Source organism: Vibrio sp. 1641 (genome assembly GCF_033339995.1).
GTDB lineage: Bacteria > Pseudomonadota > Gammaproteobacteria > Enterobacterales > Vibrionaceae > Vibrio > Vibrio alginolyticus.
Genome location: NZ_JAWOVP010000014.1, coordinates 51,032 through 69,386 on the forward strand (window position 1 = coordinate 51,032; position 18,355 = coordinate 69,386).

General features: G+C 52.2%; 16 protein-coding genes. All 16 read right to left on the reverse strand.

Translation table 11 applies throughout. The features are described 5' to 3' along the window. Positions 1–107: 107 nt before the first annotated feature. The 16 genes from R7Z47_RS20120 to mobH all read right to left on the reverse strand — a co-directional run bounded on the left by R7Z47_RS20120 (position 108) and on the right by mobH (position 18,300). Complete coding sequence (locus tag R7Z47_RS20120; RefSeq protein ID WP_000606833.1) at positions 108–5,639, reverse strand: Ig-like domain-containing protein; 5,532 nt, start codon at positions 5,637–5,639, stop codon at positions 108–110. 200 nt (positions 5,640–5,839) lie between these two features. Beyond that, complete coding sequence (traA, locus tag R7Z47_RS20125; protein WP_064754699.1) at positions 5,840–6,157, reverse strand: TraA family conjugative transfer protein; 318 nt, start codon at positions 6,155–6,157, stop codon at positions 5,840–5,842. 78 nt (positions 6,158–6,235) lie between these two features. Beyond that, positions 6,236–6,814 carry a type IV conjugative transfer system lipoprotein TraV gene (gene traV / locus R7Z47_RS20130; RefSeq protein WP_000793435.1) on the reverse strand — a complete coding sequence of 193 codons (579 nt, stop codon included), beginning with the start codon at positions 6,812–6,814 and terminating at the stop codon, positions 6,236–6,238. Beyond that, positions 6,811–8,124, reverse strand: coding sequence for a TraB/VirB10 family protein (locus R7Z47_RS20135; RefSeq protein WP_024131605.1), 1,314 nt, complete (start codon positions 8,122–8,124; stop codon positions 6,811–6,813). The genes traV and R7Z47_RS20135 overlap by 4 nt, the downstream gene beginning before the upstream one ends. Further along, a complete protein-coding gene (locus R7Z47_RS20140) occupies positions 8,124–9,041 on the reverse strand; it encodes a type-F conjugative transfer system secretin TraK (protein WP_000794249.1) in 918 nt (305 codons plus the stop codon). Before R7Z47_RS20140 ends, R7Z47_RS20135 begins: the two co-directional genes overlap by 1 nt. Further along, complete coding sequence (locus R7Z47_RS20145) at positions 9,025–9,651, reverse strand: TraE/TraK family type IV conjugative transfer system protein (RefSeq protein ID WP_001049716.1); 627 nt, start codon at positions 9,649–9,651, stop codon at positions 9,025–9,027. Before R7Z47_RS20145 ends, R7Z47_RS20140 begins: the two co-directional genes overlap by 17 nt. Continuing rightward, the gene (gene traL / locus R7Z47_RS20150) at positions 9,648–9,929 is read right to left on the reverse strand and encodes a type IV conjugative transfer system protein TraL (protein ID WP_000805625.1); all 282 of its coding nucleotides are present in this window, start codon (positions 9,927–9,929) and stop codon (positions 9,648–9,650) included. Before traL ends, R7Z47_RS20145 begins: the two co-directional genes overlap by 4 nt. Positions 9,930–10,073: 144 nt before the next feature. Further along, on the reverse strand, positions 10,074–10,439 hold the full coding sequence (locus R7Z47_RS20155) for a hypothetical protein (RefSeq protein ID WP_001052531.1): 366 nt from the start codon (positions 10,437–10,439) through the stop codon (positions 10,074–10,076). 11 nt (positions 10,440–10,450) lie between these two features. Further along, positions 10,451–10,594: a hypothetical protein gene (locus R7Z47_RS20160; protein ID WP_001275801.1), complete on the reverse strand. Its 144-nt coding sequence runs from the start codon at positions 10,592–10,594 to the stop codon at positions 10,451–10,453. A gap of 180 nt (positions 10,595–10,774) precedes the next feature. Then, entirely contained in the window at positions 10,775–11,365 is a 591-nt protein-coding gene (locus R7Z47_RS20165; RefSeq protein ID WP_002210536.1) for a hypothetical protein, read from the reverse strand. Between the two features lie 70 nt (positions 11,366–11,435). Then, positions 11,436–11,813: a hypothetical protein gene (locus R7Z47_RS20170; RefSeq protein WP_000869261.1), complete on the reverse strand. Its 378-nt coding sequence runs from the start codon at positions 11,811–11,813 to the stop codon at positions 11,436–11,438. Between the two features lie 241 nt (positions 11,814–12,054). Beyond that, complete coding sequence (locus tag R7Z47_RS20175) at positions 12,055–12,231, reverse strand: hypothetical protein (protein WP_169342285.1); 177 nt, start codon at positions 12,229–12,231, stop codon at positions 12,055–12,057. Between the two features lie 47 nt (positions 12,232–12,278). Further along, positions 12,279–12,908 (reverse strand): DUF4400 domain-containing protein, encoded by a 630-nt coding sequence (locus tag R7Z47_RS20180; RefSeq protein ID WP_000743450.1) that lies wholly within the window; start codon positions 12,906–12,908, stop codon positions 12,279–12,281. Then, positions 12,865–13,449, reverse strand: coding sequence for a hypothetical protein (locus tag R7Z47_RS20185; RefSeq protein WP_000332866.1), 585 nt, complete (start codon positions 13,447–13,449; stop codon positions 12,865–12,867). The genes R7Z47_RS20180 and R7Z47_RS20185 overlap by 44 nt, the downstream gene beginning before the upstream one ends. Before the next feature lie 10 nt (positions 13,450–13,459). After that, the gene (traD, locus tag R7Z47_RS20190) at positions 13,460–15,325 is read right to left on the reverse strand and encodes a conjugative transfer system coupling protein TraD (protein WP_318130572.1); all 1,866 of its coding nucleotides are present in this window, start codon (positions 15,323–15,325) and stop codon (positions 13,460–13,462) included. Continuing rightward, positions 15,322–18,300 carry a MobH family relaxase gene (mobH, locus tag R7Z47_RS20195; protein WP_001337757.1) on the reverse strand — a complete coding sequence of 993 codons (2,979 nt, stop codon included), beginning with the start codon at positions 18,298–18,300 and terminating at the stop codon, positions 15,322–15,324. Before mobH ends, traD begins: the two co-directional genes overlap by 4 nt. Between the last annotated feature and the right edge of the window lie 55 nt (positions 18,301–18,355).

The window sequence follows — 18,355 nt, forward strand, 5'->3', positions numbered from 1 at the left end:
ATCCGGGGGAGGGAAATAGACTCGCCTCTGTAATAGCCCAATTTGGACAATTCCAGCGCGATACAAAAAAAAGCCCGGTCTGAACCGGGCTTTGAGAGGAATGAACCTTAGTTCATGGTAACAGCTTCGGATTTGCCACCAGAGTCATCGACCCCAACCAGAGAGATGGTCGGCATCGTTTCATAGGTGCCCTTGCTGATAGTCACTCGATCAGAGCTGATGCTCTGCAACTCACCGGCAATGGTCCATTCGTAGGACTTCATGCGGCCATCGGTATCTTCGCAGTTCGCATAAACGATCCACGACCCAACGGTCTCTCGTGAGCTCAGGCTACATGCAGGCAACTTGTTCTCTGCCACATTGATGTTCACCTCGCCCTCAGCTTCATGCCCCATTTCTGAGGTTATTTTCAGCTTGATGCTGTGCTCACCAGCGCCCAGAGTTGCTCTGCCGTAGTAACCGCTGCTTTCCAACGGCGTACCATCTACCGAGTAGACGCGAGTCGAAATACGGTCGCGTGGGTGGCCGCCAGAAATGTACGGTCGCAACAGCACATCCAGAGGCTCACGCTCGTATTTGTTCGAGCCAGAGTATTGCAGGTCGATAGCATAGGGCTCTGCCTGGCCGATCTTGAGCGGTTGCTCGATCACGGTTTCATGGCCGCGAGCATCACGGACAGTCACCTTGATGTTGTAATCGCCCGGCTCATTGATCACAAAGGACCGGACAATATCCTGCCGCTGATCCTGAATCACTGCGCCTTCCGGCAACTCCCACTCGTAGGTCGGTTCTTCCAGCTTGCCGTTGAAGGCAATTGGCCGCACTGACGCGGTGATCGTCGCAGGAGCCACGTCAGCGTTCTTCCTGACCTGCATTCCGAAGCTCGGCCATACATACTGCCACACGCGGGAGCGTAGGCTATGCGAGGCTTCTGCACCCTGATCTCGGTATCCTTCGATCCAGGTGGTGTACTTCGTTTCTACAGTAGCCTGGTTGAGGTCAGTGTCCGAAGGCACGTACTCAGCAGTATCACCCTGCACAATTGAGCCATCAGGCAGCGTGAAGAACCCGTTCAGCTTCACGTCCATCCCACGGTAAGGCAGGCTGGTTTCGGCTTTGAACACATACTTCTTACCGGTCTCAATGACTCGCGGCCCTGTCACGTAAGGACGGGGGGCCTTCACTGCTCGGAAGTCAACTGCCGTTTTCGCAACTTCATAGGCATAGCCGTCATCAGCCGGTGCAGTGGCAGAGCGCACACGAGCCCACAGGCGGTATCGGGTTTCTTCATCGCTCGAAAGCGTGATGCTATCCCCTGTCTGCGCGTAGGTTTTGCCACCGTCAGTAGACCACTCAACAATGGCATTGCCACCGGAGATTGGCTCATCGTTCAACGTCAGGTTCGCTGTGTACTTGCCTTCACTTCCGACAAACAACGTGGTCGGGCCGATAACAGCAATATCAGGTTTGTCGTAAGCGACAACACTGACCGCTTCGGTGTACTTTTCCGCACCTGAGTTGACGTTCACCACCTTGGCCCGAACCTGGTACTCCCCCTTGTCGAAGGTCTTCACAAGCTGATACTTGTATCGATCTTCTGGGATGAACTGCTCCCAGGTTTTACCGTCGTCCTTACTGGTTTCCCACACAACCTGGCCGGTAGCCCGGAGATCCTGACGGTCGTCCAAAGATAGCTTGAACACAGCAGTGAACGGAGCTTCACCAGACAACTTGCGAGCCTCCACGCCAGCACCGATGGCACCACCACGAAGCACTGTCAAGAAGGCAGGTCTGATAGACAACTCTGTGCGGTTGTAACCCTCAACAGGGCTTTCCAGAACAGCCTCAGCAGCGATACGGACGGAGGAAGTATCCACACCAGACAGGTCTACTGAGAACTGAGCTTCACCGTTCGATGCTTCCGCATAATCAGTGAGCGCAACCGTCTCGTTGTAGGCCTTTTGCTGGATCAGGCGTACTTTCCACACCCCCATCGTGTTAGCGTCATAGTCACCATCAGGTTTGTACTGATCACGGATGAGAACCCTAACCGGCAATGCCTGGGTGTCAATCGCGGTATCACCTTTAACTTCAACGATAGGACGGATACTGTCAGAAGGTGCAGAGATAGCCCGGTAGACAACCTCAGTCTTCACATCAGGCACCTTGTTGTAGGCCGCGTTCACCTTGTAGGTGGTCTCCTCCCACAACGCTCGCTCATCGGTATTGATGCGGCGATACACCTTATTGGTGGCACCCCATCCCGGAGTGAAGGTCTCAGACTCAAGAACATCAGAGTTGCGCGATATGGCAATATCCAGATCAGCTCGTTCAGAGTTGATAATGGCATCACCCAGGTAGTTACCTGTCATCGGCACCAAGTAGATGTTGTCTTTGAAGTTGTAGTCGGAGGCTAGTTCAACGGTCGGAGCTGGTGGGTCAACCGCTTCGACATTGAAAGTCTCGTCGTTCAACGTCACCCGAGTGCCGTTACGGGTGAAAATACTTACCCGCCACCCCAGAGGGTGATCACCGTTCTCGGCCAGGGAACCTGACAACGAAGGAGATTCCGATAACGGGTCTTGGACCAGTCCATCGGGGATCTGCTGCCACTCGAACAGACAGGTGCGGCTTGCACTGCCAACAGCTTTGTTCGCGGCCTCGTTTTTCGCACGGTCAGCACTGAGAGTGATTGAACAATCAGGACCTTTGCTCTGCTTGAAGTTCACATCAAAGTCTTCAATGACGCGATTCACCTGAGCAATGTCATCAATCGGGGTGTAACCAACAGAGCCATAGGCAGTAGTTACCGTCAGGTTCTGAGAGCCAGACCCAACTTTTACCTTGGAACCGTCACCACTGAACAGGTACAGGCTGTATTCGACAGGTTGTTCACCAATGCTCACAGCCTGCCCCACCAGCCCGGCAACTTTCATCCCGTTGTTGTCCTGCGTAGTTTGTTCAGCCTCATCCGGAGTTCTGTCCCATTGGAGCAAACACACCGGGTCACGAATTGGGTCTGCGGCCATAGCCACATCCTCTTTCGTGGTGAACCGGCAAGGCACACCCGACTCTGGCAGGGCATAGATTTTCACCGGGTCAATAACCTGGCGAATTGTCCATGATTCAGCCGAGAGCTTGGCCGTCCCTTTCCAGGTATTGATGTCCACAACCAAGATGGGTGAGTTCGGCGCGGAGGTCATGACAAGAAGACTGGAAGAGCCGACCACATCAGGAACAGCCGGTTTAACCGGAATGCTCAAACGACCACCTGACGCACCGAAATCATGTTGGCTCATGATCCCCATTGTCTGGCCCGGCTCGATACGCACCCCATTCACCACCAGCGGCACTTTCGCATCAGAACGGAGGGTCGCAAACACGTCGTATGAACCTGTCACGACAGCACCATCACTGAGCGTCAGCGGCTTGGTCTCGATGATCCGCTTGCCATCTGCATGAACAAATTCATGAGTGACAGCGGGGACCATAACCTTGCCATCCATCCCATCCGCCAGCATCACCTGACGCGGTTTGTACTCGAAGCCAACCGCCTTTTGAACCGCGTTGCCTTGTGCGTCCTCACCGGAAACAGTCAGCGTGTAAGATTCCCCTTCCTTCAAAGACGGGAACATTACCGGGTACTCAAGGCGGAATCGACCTTTCGACTCCTCACGCCAAGACAACTGCACCTTGTCATCGGCTGGGCCTCCGACGAGGGCAATAGAGGTCAGCTTAGGACTCGGGTCGGCAGTATCAGTCAAGGTGATTACAACATCATCCAAAGACTGGATTGGTGCTCCATCACTGATCGATACGGTTAGTGTCGGCGCTGAATTATCTATGCTCATAGCATATTGGGAGCCAGTGAATACCTGCTTAACCTCATTACCGAAAGCATCTTTAGCTACGAGAGATATGCCGGTATATGTGCCCTCTGACAGATTCTCAGCAGAAAATGTGAAAAACCAATCATTTGTGCTACTACGAAGAACTTCAGTACGAGACAACGGACGTTCTTCGCCAGTCGAGGTTATCGCAGACGCACTTGAGTTGTTAGAAATAACCCACTGGTTAACACCCCAACCGTCAAATGAATCAGGCTCACGGAAATGAGCTTTAAAAATCCGCCCATTTCGTTCTAACCCAGCAATTTCAGGAGGGTTAAGGTCATAGCAGAACGTTGCCCCAATCCGATCAGACGGAAGTTCAGGCTTCCCTTCCGGTCGAGACCAATATCCAGGCCATGAACATGAGCGCCCACTGAACGATATATCCGTATCCACTTCTGCATAAGAAGCATTTGCCGGAATTTTAGTAGTAGGCAACCAAGATCCCCATAACTCCTGAGCGTAAGGTCTCGGCTCAACATGAAATCTCAGTTTTTTATAATGGTTAACTGAGCTCATATTAATGGTTTCACCGCGGACCCACTGACCATCATCCCTAAGATATTCAACATACTTACCGATGGGAGCCAAGCTAACCGATGGATCAGCTTTCACACTGACGGATGTATTACCAAGAGAGTTCATAACCCAGTCGTAAATAATAAACGACTTAGTTTTTGTCCCATGTTGCTGGAATACATCAGCTTGCGTCTGCCGATAATCATATGTACCGTCTTCGGCAATGATATTGCCTTCAATACAGTTTTTATAATCACACCAGTTACCGCTTTGAGCACCGTAAGGTGAAGAAGGATAGGAGTTTGTTTTGGGTATCCGGTAGAGCACCCTGTAGGTATCGGAATAAATGGTCATTCCGTTCTGATAAGGCGCAAAACCTGATAGGGCCTGACCATTAACCTTAAAAGTTGAGGCCTGCGGGTTCTTAGGGTCATACACTGCTACTGGCTCAGGATTCTCTCCAGACTTTGCACCTACTGAATCCCAAGCAATAGGATAGGCTATTGACCCTTTGTTCCCTGCTTTATCCAGGGCCTCGAAATGAAGCGTATATAGATCCTCCCCATTAGGGAACACAGTGCTCCAGTTCAACAACTGGCCTTGGCCGTTGGCGTAATTAACCGAGACAACAGGACTCCTCTTGCCTTTGCTATCTACAGCATACGCCTGTATAGAGGAAACCGAAGAACCGGCATCAGATGCAGACACATCTATACCTGAAAATCGGTTAGGACCTCGCAGTAGCGTTCCATCAGAAAGCGCCCGGTTCCATTCCCCTTTTACTGTCACGTTTGCCAAACTTGGCGCTGTCGTATCGACTTGAAGCGGGTATTCATCAGTCTGAACGGAACTTCCGTCTGACGCCAGTATTTCGGCCCTTAGTTTGTAGACTCCCTCGGAAGGAGCCGGTAGTTGAAGTTCCGCACCATAGTAGGATTTTCCACCCACTGTGATGCGATCAGTAGCCCCAAGAAGGTGGCTGGTCGCTGTCGAAACCACTGTTCCATCCGACCGAATCACCGAAATCTTTACCTTTCGGTCGATACCGGCACTCAAGGCAAACGAGATATTGCCCGTTGGGTTGGCATAGTTGGCATTCGGAGTCAGAGACCGTTGCGTACCATCTGGAGCCTTAAAGGTGTATTCCAGCAGCTCTGCATGAGCAGCACCAGCGGTAAGAACCGCCAGAGCCCCAAGCATCGCCGGAATTTTAGGCTTGAAATTGATCATCGCATTCTCCATTCGTTTTGAGTTACAAGAACCCAATGCTGGAGGTTACGGGAGGGAGTGCATAAACATGGGCTGTGGAAGTGCCCTTTTTGAGCAAATAAGGAAATAGTTGGAATTTGTTATGACTGGACTTTTTGCCAAAAAATAAGGGCAGCTTTTAGGCTGCCCCTATCACCCGTTGATTAACGGCAAGGTGTCTTTTACACCCCCAGGCCATTGCTGAGTTGCACAACAGCCGGGATGACCTTCTCTGCATGTTCCAGAGTAGCAGACATGATGGATTCCACTACGGTCGGGGAGTTGTACAGGCCCATACCGCCACCGATACCCATAGCGAAAGCCATGAGGCTCTGGCGAGCGATACCACCAACAACACCGACCAGGATCATCGCACCCGCAACGATTCGACCCAAAGTACCTTGGGTCCAATCCTTGAGAGTTACCCATACGTCGTCAAACGCTGTACCACCAGTACCAGCGTGGGCCTGATCCGGCACGAGCAGGAAGGCTACCACCATCAACCCCAGGAAGAGGAAGAGTGCGTTGTTTTTACTTGAGGCATTCGCCAACTGATTTGCGTTCATCAAGAACATCTCCTATTTGGTTGTTTCAGACTTCGGTTCGTGTTGTACCGTTTGCAGCGGTCTCAAAACTGGCTCACTTTGCGGTGTGCCATCCCCAATCACCCACCTGCGCGGTTCGATTTCGGTATAGACATACCCTGTCACGATGAGATCACCATTGGTGTCCTCCCAGGGAGCTACCCAAATCCGCATAACCTGTGCTGGTGTACGAATTGGAATCGGGCGATCCGGAAGACGCGGTGCGACATAGTTGTCAATCACCGGGTCTCCGGAGCTAGATGAGTTCGCTGAAACGTTTGAGGAACCTTCGCCATCCGCTTCCGCTTTGGCCTCGACTTCCTCTGGTTTCATTGGGCGCGGGACATTTCCGTCATTGGTTGCGGCGTAAACGTCTCGCGCTGACATACACTGAACACCATTCGGCATTCCCGGACAGCTATACTCATCCTTGCCGATGTTGAACGTCGAACAGCCCGACAAAATAAGTAGCGCTGCACCCACCCCCAACATCTTTGCGGATCTTACTGCCTGTTCCTTTTGAGCCTCGCCTCTGGAACTGCCCTTTCTGGTCAAAATGTTCAAATTTTTCATTTCTTGGTTCCCCCGGTGGAACGAATTTGTAGCTTGGTTCCTTTGGTCACGATGATGTCTACCTGACGGCCAGCATCGACCTCGATAACGGGGAAGATGCCTTCGGCCATGTCGATATAGAACTGAGCGATGCGATCTAGCGCCTTACTGGCCCCCTTCACTGCTGCTCCCTGCAACATCTGGTCGGAGAACACAGACTGGTACTGGGTATTTGAGCCAGGGTTAGTGCTGACGACCGGCACAGGATTGACGTCAAAGGCTTCGGAAACGCCACCAAGGAAGCCTGCCATCAAGCTCTTGGCGATGATTTGCCCCTGCTTCGATACGACGCGACCACGGACACCGGCCTTACCGTCTTCACCCACTGCATAGGAATCCAGCTTCGCTTCTATGACCCCCCCATCATCCCGAACGCACGAGAAGGTCTCGCCACGCAGGTACGCTCGCTCTGAACTGAGATCTCCATAGCCTGAAACAATCAGGAAGCACTCACGAACATCCGCACGGAAGCGGTTAGGCAAAATAGCCTCTTTCTGAATCCTGAGGGTCGAAGGGAACGGATCTCGACGAGCACCTTGAGATGTTGGTGCGTCCATACCGTTGATGAGCACCCCTGTCAGGATGGAGCCAGAAGGTAGGTAGATAGACTCATCATCCTTGTTGTCCTTCTCTTCAACTTCTGGCGCTTTCTGCGAGTAGCTCACTATTTGGATGCCTGGTTTAGTTGCATCACGACCGTCTCCCTTGCCAGTTGCAGGAGCCCCACCCTTCGAGTCAGGAAGCGGTGCGTCCCGAAAAAAGGATGCTGGATCTTTGTAGTCGAGCTTTTTCTCCATGAACTGACCATCACCACCAGATGCACCATTAACATCGGCTCTGGCATCCTCTGATGAAGAGGATGTTTTTCCACCAGCAGCGCCGGTTTCGACTTTCTTAGCCAATTCCATGTTCTTCTGGGTCAGGCGGTCCAAATCTTGACGAAGGCGGGTCATCTCACGGCCAACATCACTGGATTTCCCGGCAGTGGTTTTGGTTTCCTCCAGCTCTTTCTTGACTCGTTCCAGCTCCTTTTTCAGGTCGGAGTTTTCACGAGACACCATCTTCACATCGGCAGACAACGAATCTATCCCGATCTCACGGGTGTTTTTGTCTGTGAGAACGTGCTTGATGGTTTCTTGGCGACCGCGCTTCTCTTCTTTCTTGGGTTCACCAGAGAACATTGTCACGACCGCAAAAAGAACGAAGACGCCGCCAGCGATAGACACCCAACGCTTCTTGTTGGGGTCTAACTGTGTCCAAAATCGCTTAATCATTGGGCACCTCCCAGCAGCGATGGACGCTTAGACGTTGGTGCGAGACCACGCTTCTGCTTCTTCGCCACATAGATCTCCGTCTTCTGGCCGGGCTCAAGCACGTTAAGCGGCCACGTAGTCACCGCAGCCACATCCCAGCTCCCACACAACGCCTCTTTGAACTCAATAGGCTGATCAGAGACGTTCAGGGCGACACCGATGAACACGTTAAGGTGGTGGCCCATCATGTATTGCCCCTTGCTAAAATCCACCTTTACCCCAGGATGAGCGCAGCTCGGCACCGCAGCACCAGCAGGGATGCGGTTCAACGTGTAACCTTGAGGGACTTCACCAAGAGCAATCTTTCGGAATACTGACCGGATGGTTTCGACATAAGGCTGGCTCTGTTCCCAGGTCTCAGCCTTGGTATTGGCAAAAGCACCAGTGATACCTACACCACCATCGAGCTTGAGAAAGACTTCTCTGGGCGGAATACGACGGGGAACCATCGTCAGGCTGAGAGCTTGGGCTTCCGAGCCTTTTTCAGTAATGAACATAGTCACCGGATACTGCTTATCCGTGGCGACATAGACCACATTCTCTTTGATGCAGACCTCACCACACTGGCCGTTATCCGTCGCCCCGGTCAGAGATGTTGAAACGATCTCAGGATTGCTGAAAGGCGTGACGATTCGGTTCGGATGACCAACGGCTATCGGGATGATCTGGTTAACCCCCGGCTTCATCGTCAGTAAGGGGTTTTCATTCATGCTGCCCACAACCTCATGGGAGCTTTGTCCTGACGTCACAGGGGCAGGAACATCCTTTTTCATAACACTGGCCGGGACAACAGGAATGTCATCCGAGGCATAGGCCATTGAAGTTCCAAGCGCCAAGGACAGCGCCAGGAGCGAAAGTTTAGCGTTGTTCTTCATGCTTTCTCCGGTTTTCTTCTTTGCGCTGGAGTTGCTCCAAAACAGTTTTGGTGCGTGGCTTTCCTACATAGGTGTCGATGTAGTCCAGCACGGGCGCGTAGTTTGAAATCTTGATGGCGAACTCGTAGGAGCGTTCGCTACGCTCTTCGTTAGAAGAAGCCCCTTTGACGTAGGAATATCCGTAGACAAACACCTTGTCGCTCTTGGGCTCGTACTCAACAAAACGCGGCTCAAACCGCATGGTTACGCGGTCGTTCTTGATCTGTTGAGCTTGAATTTCGATGGCATCAATCACGTCCTGATAGATGCTCGGGGAGAGAAGCGGGGTGATCCGTTCTTTCACAAAGTCAACGGTTCCTGGCGTCACATTGCCAAGGAGCTGAGCAAAAGCGAAACCCCAAGCCTCTTTATAGGACTGAGAGGCGTTATTTTTCGTCACCCAGGCTTCTTCCGTGAGCGTGAAAGGCTGGATAGTGACGATGGTTTCCTTGCTGAATACTTGGACCACCAGCAGGAAAACGATAGCAATAAGACCACCCTGGAAGATTCGTCCCCACTTATTTTCTGTTTGGGTCCCTTCCCAGGTCTTGAGATACTTTTTCAGGTTCAAGGCAAATACCTCCGGACAAACGGATTCTTGAGAGATTTGGCCTTGGTCATGATGAACCCGGCCCAGTAGATCATGTGGAGCAGGTATCCATCCGGATGGTTATCCCTGAATCGGCGATAAAGGTTGGTTACAAGTAACCCCCCCAGAAAGCAGATCAGGGCCTTACCGATGATGACCCCTATCGTTAGCCCCAAAAGCATCGGGGCCAACTCATCTGCGCTCCACAACAGCAGATGCGGGGGCTCATCGACCCGGCGCGGTATCTTTACAGGCTTCATAGCAACCCTCTTCTTTTCCTAGTGGCCTGTATTCTCATTCAGGGTCACTGATTTTCTGCCACGGCTTCGCGCCCTTTTCGGGCACTTCCAGCGACAAATAAAAAAAGGCGGCCTAAGCCGCCTTTTTTGCGTTTACTGGATCGGTTATTGATTTTGAGGAACCGCTTCCGAATGTTTTTCCGAAGCCGCAACGCTAACTTCATTGGCTGGTCGGGCCACCCCCAGAGTTTTCACTTCCTTGTTAGCATTGGCTTTAAACTTGAACATCAGACTGTACGCCGCCAGCAGGAAGAAGCTGAGAATGCCCCAGTAGGTCTGAACCGTGCCCAGAGCCTTGGCCGGGTCACTTGCAGCTCTGTTGGCCGTATCAGCAGCCAACTTAACCCACTGACTCCAGTCAAAACCTGCCGCAAAAGCAGACAGCCAAAACGCGACGGCCACTGGAACGATGAAGATGCACATCAGCACCGCGTTCATCAAAAACCAGAAAAATTGTTTATTAAGGTTCACACTTCCTCCCATTAACCTAGAAAATTGAATGCGTGTTCCAGGTTCATCCCTGCAACAACACCTATAACGAACATCACCTGCCAGACAAGGAACTGCCAGGAGATGAATGAACCAGATGAGCTTTCGCTTTCTCTGACGTGAGCTTGTGCGGACATAGACCCTCCAAATAACTTGTCGTCATCACGGAGTAATCGTCTCTTAATTGATCAATCTAGGAACAGTGCTGTTACGGCCCATTTTGGGCACTTTATGGAGGTTTATTCGAGGAGATGATAAGAGCGGGAGGCGAAAAACTTTCACATGTGAAAGTTCAAAGCGGCCAATGGCCGCTTGTTTCACACTGTTCTATTGTAACGGAGTTCTCGATAAGCATCCCATGCTTGCTCTGATGAGACACCTCGACAACCAACATCTGTGGCGCACTCAAGGTCCATCTTGTACTGCTTAACCTTCTGGTCTGCTGTATCGCCCCAGCTCATGGCTGATGGGTACTTGGAAACACTAAACACATTTTCAAGTTCAGCCTGATAGTCGTCGTTTTGTAACAGAGGTTCGGTTTCACCATCATCCCAGCGAATGTAAGCCTTACCCTGGAGAGCCTTCAAATGCAAAGGCACCAGTAAGGTGGAAATCACTTCGTCAGCCCTGATGTCTTTGTAAGCACACCAGTGAGGTTTAACGGTGATCACACCATTTACCAAAACGATGTCACACGCCAGTGTCGCTTCAACATTATCGTTAACATCCTGCCGAGCGTAGATCTCCACGAAACCAACCTGCTCTGGAACAACCTTGTCGATGAAGCTCCAAAAGCTGGGGTACGACGTTCCATCGCTGAGCGTCAACTGACCGTCATGCTCTTTCAGCATACGGTTCAGTTGTGCAGTGAAGAACTCTGCCGACACTTTTCTTGCCAATGGTTCCATATCACTCAGTCGTAGAGTGGCTCCTGCACCCCCTCATACACCTCTCCAAAAAAGAAATCTCTCTTACGCATTAGACTTTGCCTCCTTTAATCGCTTGCTGGGTCAGCTTGATCCAGTTCAACGGGTTTTCACAGTCAACATGGTTGCCAGCGGCACCAACTACCGTTTTGTATGCCTCCGAGCCTGCCGCTGTGTGTACTGCCAGCATAAACGAAAACATAGGGTCATTTTGCATGGTGCCAATCATCATTGCACTGGAAGTGTCTTTGAGCTGGCAGTTTTCAACCCGCAGATTGAGTACATCTTTTGCCACCATCTTACAGTCGGGACACACCTTCTCAAGGTTCTTGAGCTTTGCGTCGTCATTGAGCACATCAGGAGCCGCGATGGCAGTACCGGCCATACACAGCCCCAGTGCCAGCAGTTTGAGTTTATTGGTTACTTTCATGGTTCCTCTCTATATCGTTCCAATTTCGTTTCGGTAAAAGAACAGTGGCCCAGTGACTGTTCTGAGTTCCGGCGTTACTTGCTTTACTCTTGAGCAAATATGCTGCTTGAAAAAGTTGTGGTATCCGTACAAAGCTGGGCGTGTAAAAACGGAATAGATAATGAGGGTGATGGCCGCACCAGCGGCCCACCCGATCACGTCCGGAGAGATAAGTCCTGGCACGTCTGAGATACGTTCTGGTTCAACCAAGCGGCACACCACCAGCACCCAGAACCACATTACCGGCATCACAAAGATCATCTTTCCGACGCAAGCAATGAGCACCTTCACCAAATTCAAGCTCTGCGCCCAGTAAAGCCACAACGCAGACAAGGATTGGCGACGTATCACCTGGTAGACGTTCAATGGGATGTCGCACAGATGCACCCCATCTTGATTTATAACGGAGTAGCTCATCCTCCCTCCCTATACCCGTTTCTGGAGGTTGCCGAACGTCAGGCCAACCAGGACACAGCACGTCATCATTGTCATCGGGATGACAACCGGATCGAGCGCTATGGGGATGAAGAACGCGATGAACAATCCGGCCATCAGGTACATCGTTCCGCGAACGCTATAACGATGGAGAACCGGACTCGCATAATCGAAGTTGGTCCGCTTAATTCGCCATGTCATCATCCCGTCATATACCGCAGGTACGAACAGGATCAGCATATAGGGAGCCCACGCGGCTAACAGCGCCAACCGTGTGTAGAACTGGTAAATGACGTTGACAAAGGCTTCCATGCGGCCTTTGACCCACACAAACCAGCCCTTGCCCATATCCTGCATCCCCTTGGACTTCTGGCGCTCCTCTTCTGATGGGATCAGCGTTTGGTACATCCCCTCATAGAAGCCTGAATCAATAACGCTCGACCTGAACCAGGTAGATGCTTTGTTCTGTATCCAGTCTCTTGCTTCGACACCAAGACTCTGTTCCACCAGCACGGATTCCCTTTTGATGGCTCTGTCTGTCCAGTCGCCAGGGATCAGCAGCAATATTGCCAGCAACTCAATAACCAGCAGCCATGCGACCAGCAACCACGGCTTCTTCATAGTCGGTTCTCCTTAAAACAGTTTTCACGCTCTCACAGGTGATGAGCTCATACAGCAAGCCACGCAAAGAGGTCTCATCCTCATGGGGCTGCGGGTTAATGGATAGTTCTCCTGGATGGGAAGAAAGCCACAGTGAGAACGACTCTCCTGAATCGACAGACCATGAATCACCGCCACTATCGACAATTTGCACTTCCAACGCCCGGCAGGTTTCGGTGATCAGGGTTTCCAGAAATGCCCCAATTCTGGCCGGGTCTTCATATTTCTCTCTCTGCTCATGAAACACGAGCTGGCTGTAGCGATGCAGAGCTTCTTCAATGATCGGGTAAATCACAGGCTCCTGATTAGCCTTAATCCCGTCTGTGATGTAGCAGCTCAGCTTCTCGATGATGGCCTCCGATGCAGGCCAGTCGAATTGGAGGATGCTCAGGATGTGAGCGTTCTTGCGGCCACGACTTTTCAATTCATTCATAACCCTGTCGAAAGGGTTCACATCGACCATGATGGCTACCTCGTAATCTCTATACTTCTTGTCACACATAGCTCTGCTCTTACTGGGTCAATATGGGCAGACGGCCTTTTACGATTGTTCCGCCTGAAATTTTGGCTATGTATTCCAGGTTCGGAAGCATTCCCAATAACTGGGCTGGGAACAGATCAGCTTCCTCCTCCATCAAACGCTCGCCTTGGTTGCCTCCGTGCATAATGGGCTCCTTGCCATCCGAGTTCTGGCCTTGAGTCCGCATGACGTACTTGAGCCGGGTCTTCGGCAGGTTATCCGCGATATACTCCTGGGTTTCACCATCGACGATACGCAGAGCAAACGTGTTGTTGATGTTCCCCAACACCTGGAGCGCTTTGTCTTTGCTACCCAGTCGAGCTGCGAAGTCAGCAAAAGTCTGAGTTGCAACGAAAAGACGAAGTTTCGCACCGCGACCTTTGTTCAGGAGCTGGATGAACGGGTCGTTGATCACCTCGGCAGCCTCATCAACAAAGATATTTACGGGTCTGTTGTTGACGCCGTAGTTGTATCTGTCACCGGCAACCGCTGTCAGGTCTGACAGGAAGATGGACCCCATAGCACTACCAACCATGTTGTCGGTCAGGGAGTCGAGCCCCAGATAAGCAACTTGAGCGTTGTTGATGATTTTTGCGGAATCGGTGATCTGGCGTTCGTCGCTCAGATCAGATGAGTCTGGAGACAGCAGAGGGCCTAGCTCCCCGGACGTCAGCATATTCATGATCGGCAGGAGGTTCGCCACCATCTTGGAGAAGTGGGTTTGGTCGTGCTGGAACATCGACAGCAAGCCTTCCAGGTCAGAGTTCGGGTGCTCAGGTTGGATGATGTCGTAGTAGAACTTCATCAACGCGAAAGCGATCTTCTCACGCGAACCGTTTTTGGCTTTTTCCAAGTAAGCCGCTGCTTCTGCCTCCCAGTCGGGCATAACTCGCTCTGAGTAAGCCTGAACGGCCTTGATGACCAAGCCAGCAGCGCCACCTTCAAGGAATCGGCGGAGCTTTGTCAGGTTGGGACGATCATGAGTGATGACCAAGCCCTGAGCGATGTTGTTCAGTGCCTGCCATCCAAATGATTTGAACGGGTCGGCCCCTGCTTCGGACGGGATCAACGCTGCCAAACGACTTGCGATTTCAGTCACGCGGGTGAAGTTACGCAGAGGGTCGATACGCACCGACTCTTCCGGGAATGCTGGATGAAATGAGACGAATCTTTCCGGCTGCCCCATAGCTTCACAGGCACGTCGGGCATTCTCCCGCATCTCCTTATCCCCTTTCGGGTCTATGATGATCACGGCTTCCCCACGCAGAATGGCCTGTGAAATCAGGATGTCGAACATACGGGTCTTGCCCGAGCCGGTGGTCCCAACGATCAGCGAATGCCCCTCAGTGTGCTTGAGTGGCTGCATCAGCTTCTCTTCTTTGGGCTCTACCCCGTGAATCCAGGGCTGGCCGATTGGCAGCTCCTTTTTCTTACCCTGTATCTTCCGGACAACCTTTTTGACCGTGGACTCTCTCCCTACGATGGAAGTCCAGTCGCGTTTCAGGATCTCAAACACGCGCTGGGCATGGCGGTTTTCCCACAGGAACCCACTACCAAGCCACATATCGTCCGGCGTGTCCTTGATGTACTTTTGGAGCTCCGCAATGGAAATAAACTCCAGATCACGCCCCTTCAAATGCTTTTGGAGCAGGTGAAGTTTGATAGCCTTGGGCAAACGAGCCATCGCCATCACGCCACAGATCCCCGTCATCCAATAGAATGGCTCCGGCGGCATCGTGCTGACTTGCTCTACGGCCAAAGCCGCGCCGGAGGCGGCAAGCCAGCCTGCTACAGCATTTTTTTCATAGTTGGGCCGCCACGGCATCTCGTAGGCGAGCGGGTCATAACTCATTGTCATGTTTCATTTACCTCTAAATACAATTTTCCCTGACGTTTCTTGAGCAAAGGGCGTCTCTGTGCCCGGCTCAGCATCCCGCAGAGGATGTGTTTGCTGATGCCGATGTTTTCACCGGCAATCATGTCGAAGGCTTTGTCACTGGTTACTAAGCAGCCATCCTCTTCCAGGACAGGTGTCACGAGCCATCGGCCCGAGCGTTTTTGGATCATGTCCTTGAGCATCTGGAGTGCTTTCTGAGGCGTAACACCAGACGGCAAGAAATCTTCCGCGTTGATGTCTTTCGGGTTTGTTTTCGCCTTAGGCGGCTCAAACTCCCTAACCTCTGGATCTTCCCTTTCTCGCACCTCGACGTGTCCCAATTCCTTCTCACGCTCAACTTTGGGCTCAGGAGCCACCGGTTGAGCCTCCCGCTTAGGAAGGCGAGCCACGTTCTGTTTTTCTTGGACCGGCTTGCGCTGTTGCTCTTCAACCGGAGAAGTAACATCGACCTTCTTCTCCTTCGGCTGTGGCTGGGAGTCCTTACCTTTCGCCTTTTGTTCAGGCGAGGCTTTACCGGCATTAACCTCAGGCTTCTGCTGCTGCGCCTTTTTTCGGCTTTGTTGTTTCGGTGCAGACTTATTTTTGCTTGCATCCAAGCCAGGGGGAGAGACGAGCTCAAAGGCATCCTGGTATCCACCCATTGACGCCTCGGCATCCTTAATGGCCGCCACGACTGCATCTGAAAGCTGCTCCGCCAGTACAATTGCCTTCACTCCGCTGAAATCACGAACTTTGCGACCTGGCATAATCGGGTCCGGAACAATCGCGTTGGCGTGGGACAGCTTCGAGAGAACCTCTGACGGCGCACCCAGCGACCGAGCGCCATCCGGGTACAAAATGACGGCTTGCCCCTTCATCAGGCATAGGACTTCGCCCAGCGTCGTTTTACCTTCCAAAACAGGCATGATCGCTTGTTCAAGCAACGCCGATGCTTCCCCGTATCCAGACAACATCTCAACGAGCAAGGTCTTTGCGTCCTTCTCATGCTGATTAACGTTGTCCGTATGCGGCATTTCTGGCGTGTGCGTTGGTTGTTCTGGTGCGTCAGTCAGCATAGGGAGCGGCTCAATCGCCCATGATGGCGGTTCATCAGAACCACCGAACATTGGAAAGTCATCGCCCTGCAGGGAGTTTTGTTCTTGTGGAACGAAGTCCTGTTTTGGCTGCTCCTCTTGCTTTCCGGGCATTGCCACATCTGGGATTTCTGAGTTTGTTGCGTCAGTGCTGGTTGTCTCTGCCGATGCGTTGAATGCGTCAAACGGGAAGTCGATGTCCCCCAGTCCACCCCCAACATCCTTGAGTGCTTGTAACGGATTGTCGTTTGCCAAAGGTGGTGCGTTTTTGGCAATGTCCTGAGGGGACAGATCCTCTTTTGCCTCTGGTTTATGGGGTTGTTTCTCCGTATCACTCTTCGGTTTTGCTTTGCCCGGTTTGCTCTGCGGCTTACCCTTCTTGCCAGCGTCAGGCTTAGATGATTCCGTTGGTCCCGCATCTTTTTGCTCTGGCTTCTCCTCGACAGCATCGGAGGTGCTTTTCAGCATCTCCATCGCATCACCAAAGCCAAGGCCAGCTAGAGCTTTCTCTGCTTCCTGCTCTGCGGCCAACATGTCATCGTTCAGAGCTGCTTCACCTTCCTCTTGGTCGTCACCGTCATCGGCTTCCTCAGGATCAACGAACTCAATCTCAGCGTCCTCAACATCACCAACAACTTCCGCAGCAACAGCCGCAGGAGGCTCAGTCGTAAACACCAGGTCGTTTGATTCGAGTCGGAGCATCAAGATCTTCACCGAACCCGCCGCCTCCTGGAGCATCTCAGGCAAAACTTCCCAGTAGCGGTAGTACGCACGTTCACCCTTCTCCTGCACCGTGTTTGGTACAGCAAAACCACGTTCGATGAGAATGTCGGCCAGTGTGTCAGGGTCTCGTGGGATACCGGGGATCTTGTCGTGGCTGATCAAGTCATAAAGGTCCCCAAGCTGTTTCCAGGCAATGAATACACCTTGGTTGAGGTGCCAGACTTTCGCGCCTGGCTCATTGACCTTCCATTTTCCGGTTTTAACCAGGCGGCGGATGGCATCGAACACGTAACGCTCGACGGGCACACCATAGGAGAACTCGTCCACATCGAGACGACTCTGGCGAAGGTCCCGTGAGACGCTCTCTTGGTCAGCGCGAAGCATCAGCTTGGTCACAGGCTGATTGACGCTGGTTCCTGAGATAGCTTCCAGCATCGCTTCCATGATGGACGGGCCAGACTTGGACAGAAACTCCCGAGTCTCAGCCGGAATAATTCGATCCACCGCCAGCAGCGAGAATTGCTCATGTCTTTTGTGTCGCTTGTCGCGCCACCGGATAAAGTAACGGTCGATTTCGTGACGGTGTGCCCAGTCATGAAGTGACTCCGAATACGGGTTCCATGTGATTGACCCGTCTTTGTCCGTAATGGACACATCCGAGAGCGGTTTACCCACATCATGCAGCAGCCCAGAGAAACAGCTCGCCAGTCTCCAACGCGGCTCATTGTCACGGCGTTCCCGAGGCGTCCCCTCGATGGAAAAGATAACTGACTCAGATGCCTGAGCTGCCCAGAAGGCCACTTCAAGCCCATGTCGGAACAGACCACCAGCGCCACGGTGGTGGTGTGATTCGGAAGCTGGCAACAGGTGAACAAACGCGGCATACCGCTGGATCACCGGCAAAACAAGCCGGTTGAAGTCGTCCACAGTGAAACCGAGAGAGTTCCGCACTTTCTCAATCAGTTCAGCTTGGGTTGCCAGTATCTTGTCTAGTGGGGCCACTGGCAGGCCCTTGGCAAAAGGTGGGTATCGAGGGATTTCTTCATCTTCCACGTCTTTAAGCGGCAACACTCTGGCGCTCGGCGCGGTCTCGATCACTCCACTTCGCCCACCAAATAACTTGTTAAGGGCTTTCAGCATGTAGGTTGACCATATTCCTATCGTATTTCTCGTCGCTACATGCTCTCAAAACACC

Coding starts and splice junctions, on each gene's coding strand:
- R7Z47_RS20120 (WP_000606833.1), bottom strand. CDS start 5,639: ATGATCAATTTCAAGCCTAAAATTCCGGCGATGCTTGGGGCTCTGGCG.
- R7Z47_RS20170 (WP_000869261.1), bottom strand. CDS start 11,813: ATGAAAGTAACCAATAAACTCAAACTGCTGGCACTGGGGCTGTGTATG.
- R7Z47_RS20180 (WP_000743450.1), bottom strand. CDS start 12,908: ATGAAGAAGCCGTGGTTGCTGGTCGCATGGCTGCTGGTTATTGAGTTG.
- traD (WP_318130572.1), bottom strand. CDS start 15,325: ATGACAATGAGTTATGACCCGCTCGCCTACGAGATGCCGTGGCGGCCC.
- R7Z47_RS20160 (WP_001275801.1), bottom strand. CDS start 10,594: ATGTCCGCACAAGCTCACGTCAGAGAAAGCGAAAGCTCATCTGGTTCA.
- traL (WP_000805625.1), bottom strand. CDS start 9,929: ATGAAGCCTGTAAAGATACCGCGCCGGGTCGATGAGCCCCCGCATCTG.
- R7Z47_RS20185 (WP_000332866.1), bottom strand. CDS start 13,449: ATGTGTGACAAGAAGTATAGAGATTACGAGGTAGCCATCATGGTCGAT.
- R7Z47_RS20140 (WP_000794249.1), bottom strand. CDS start 9,041: ATGAAGAACAACGCTAAACTTTCGCTCCTGGCGCTGTCCTTGGCGCTT.
- traA (WP_064754699.1), bottom strand. CDS start 6,157: ATGGTGGTAGCCTTCCTGCTCGTGCCGGATCAGGCCCACGCTGGTACT.
- R7Z47_RS20165 (WP_002210536.1), bottom strand. CDS start 11,365: ATGGAACCATTGGCAAGAAAAGTGTCGGCAGAGTTCTTCACTGCACAA.
- traV (WP_000793435.1), bottom strand. CDS start 6,814: ATGAAAAATTTGAACATTTTGACCAGAAAGGGCAGTTCCAGAGGCGAG.
- mobH (WP_001337757.1), bottom strand. CDS start 18,300: ATGCTGAAAGCCCTTAACAAGTTATTTGGTGGGCGAAGTGGAGTGATC.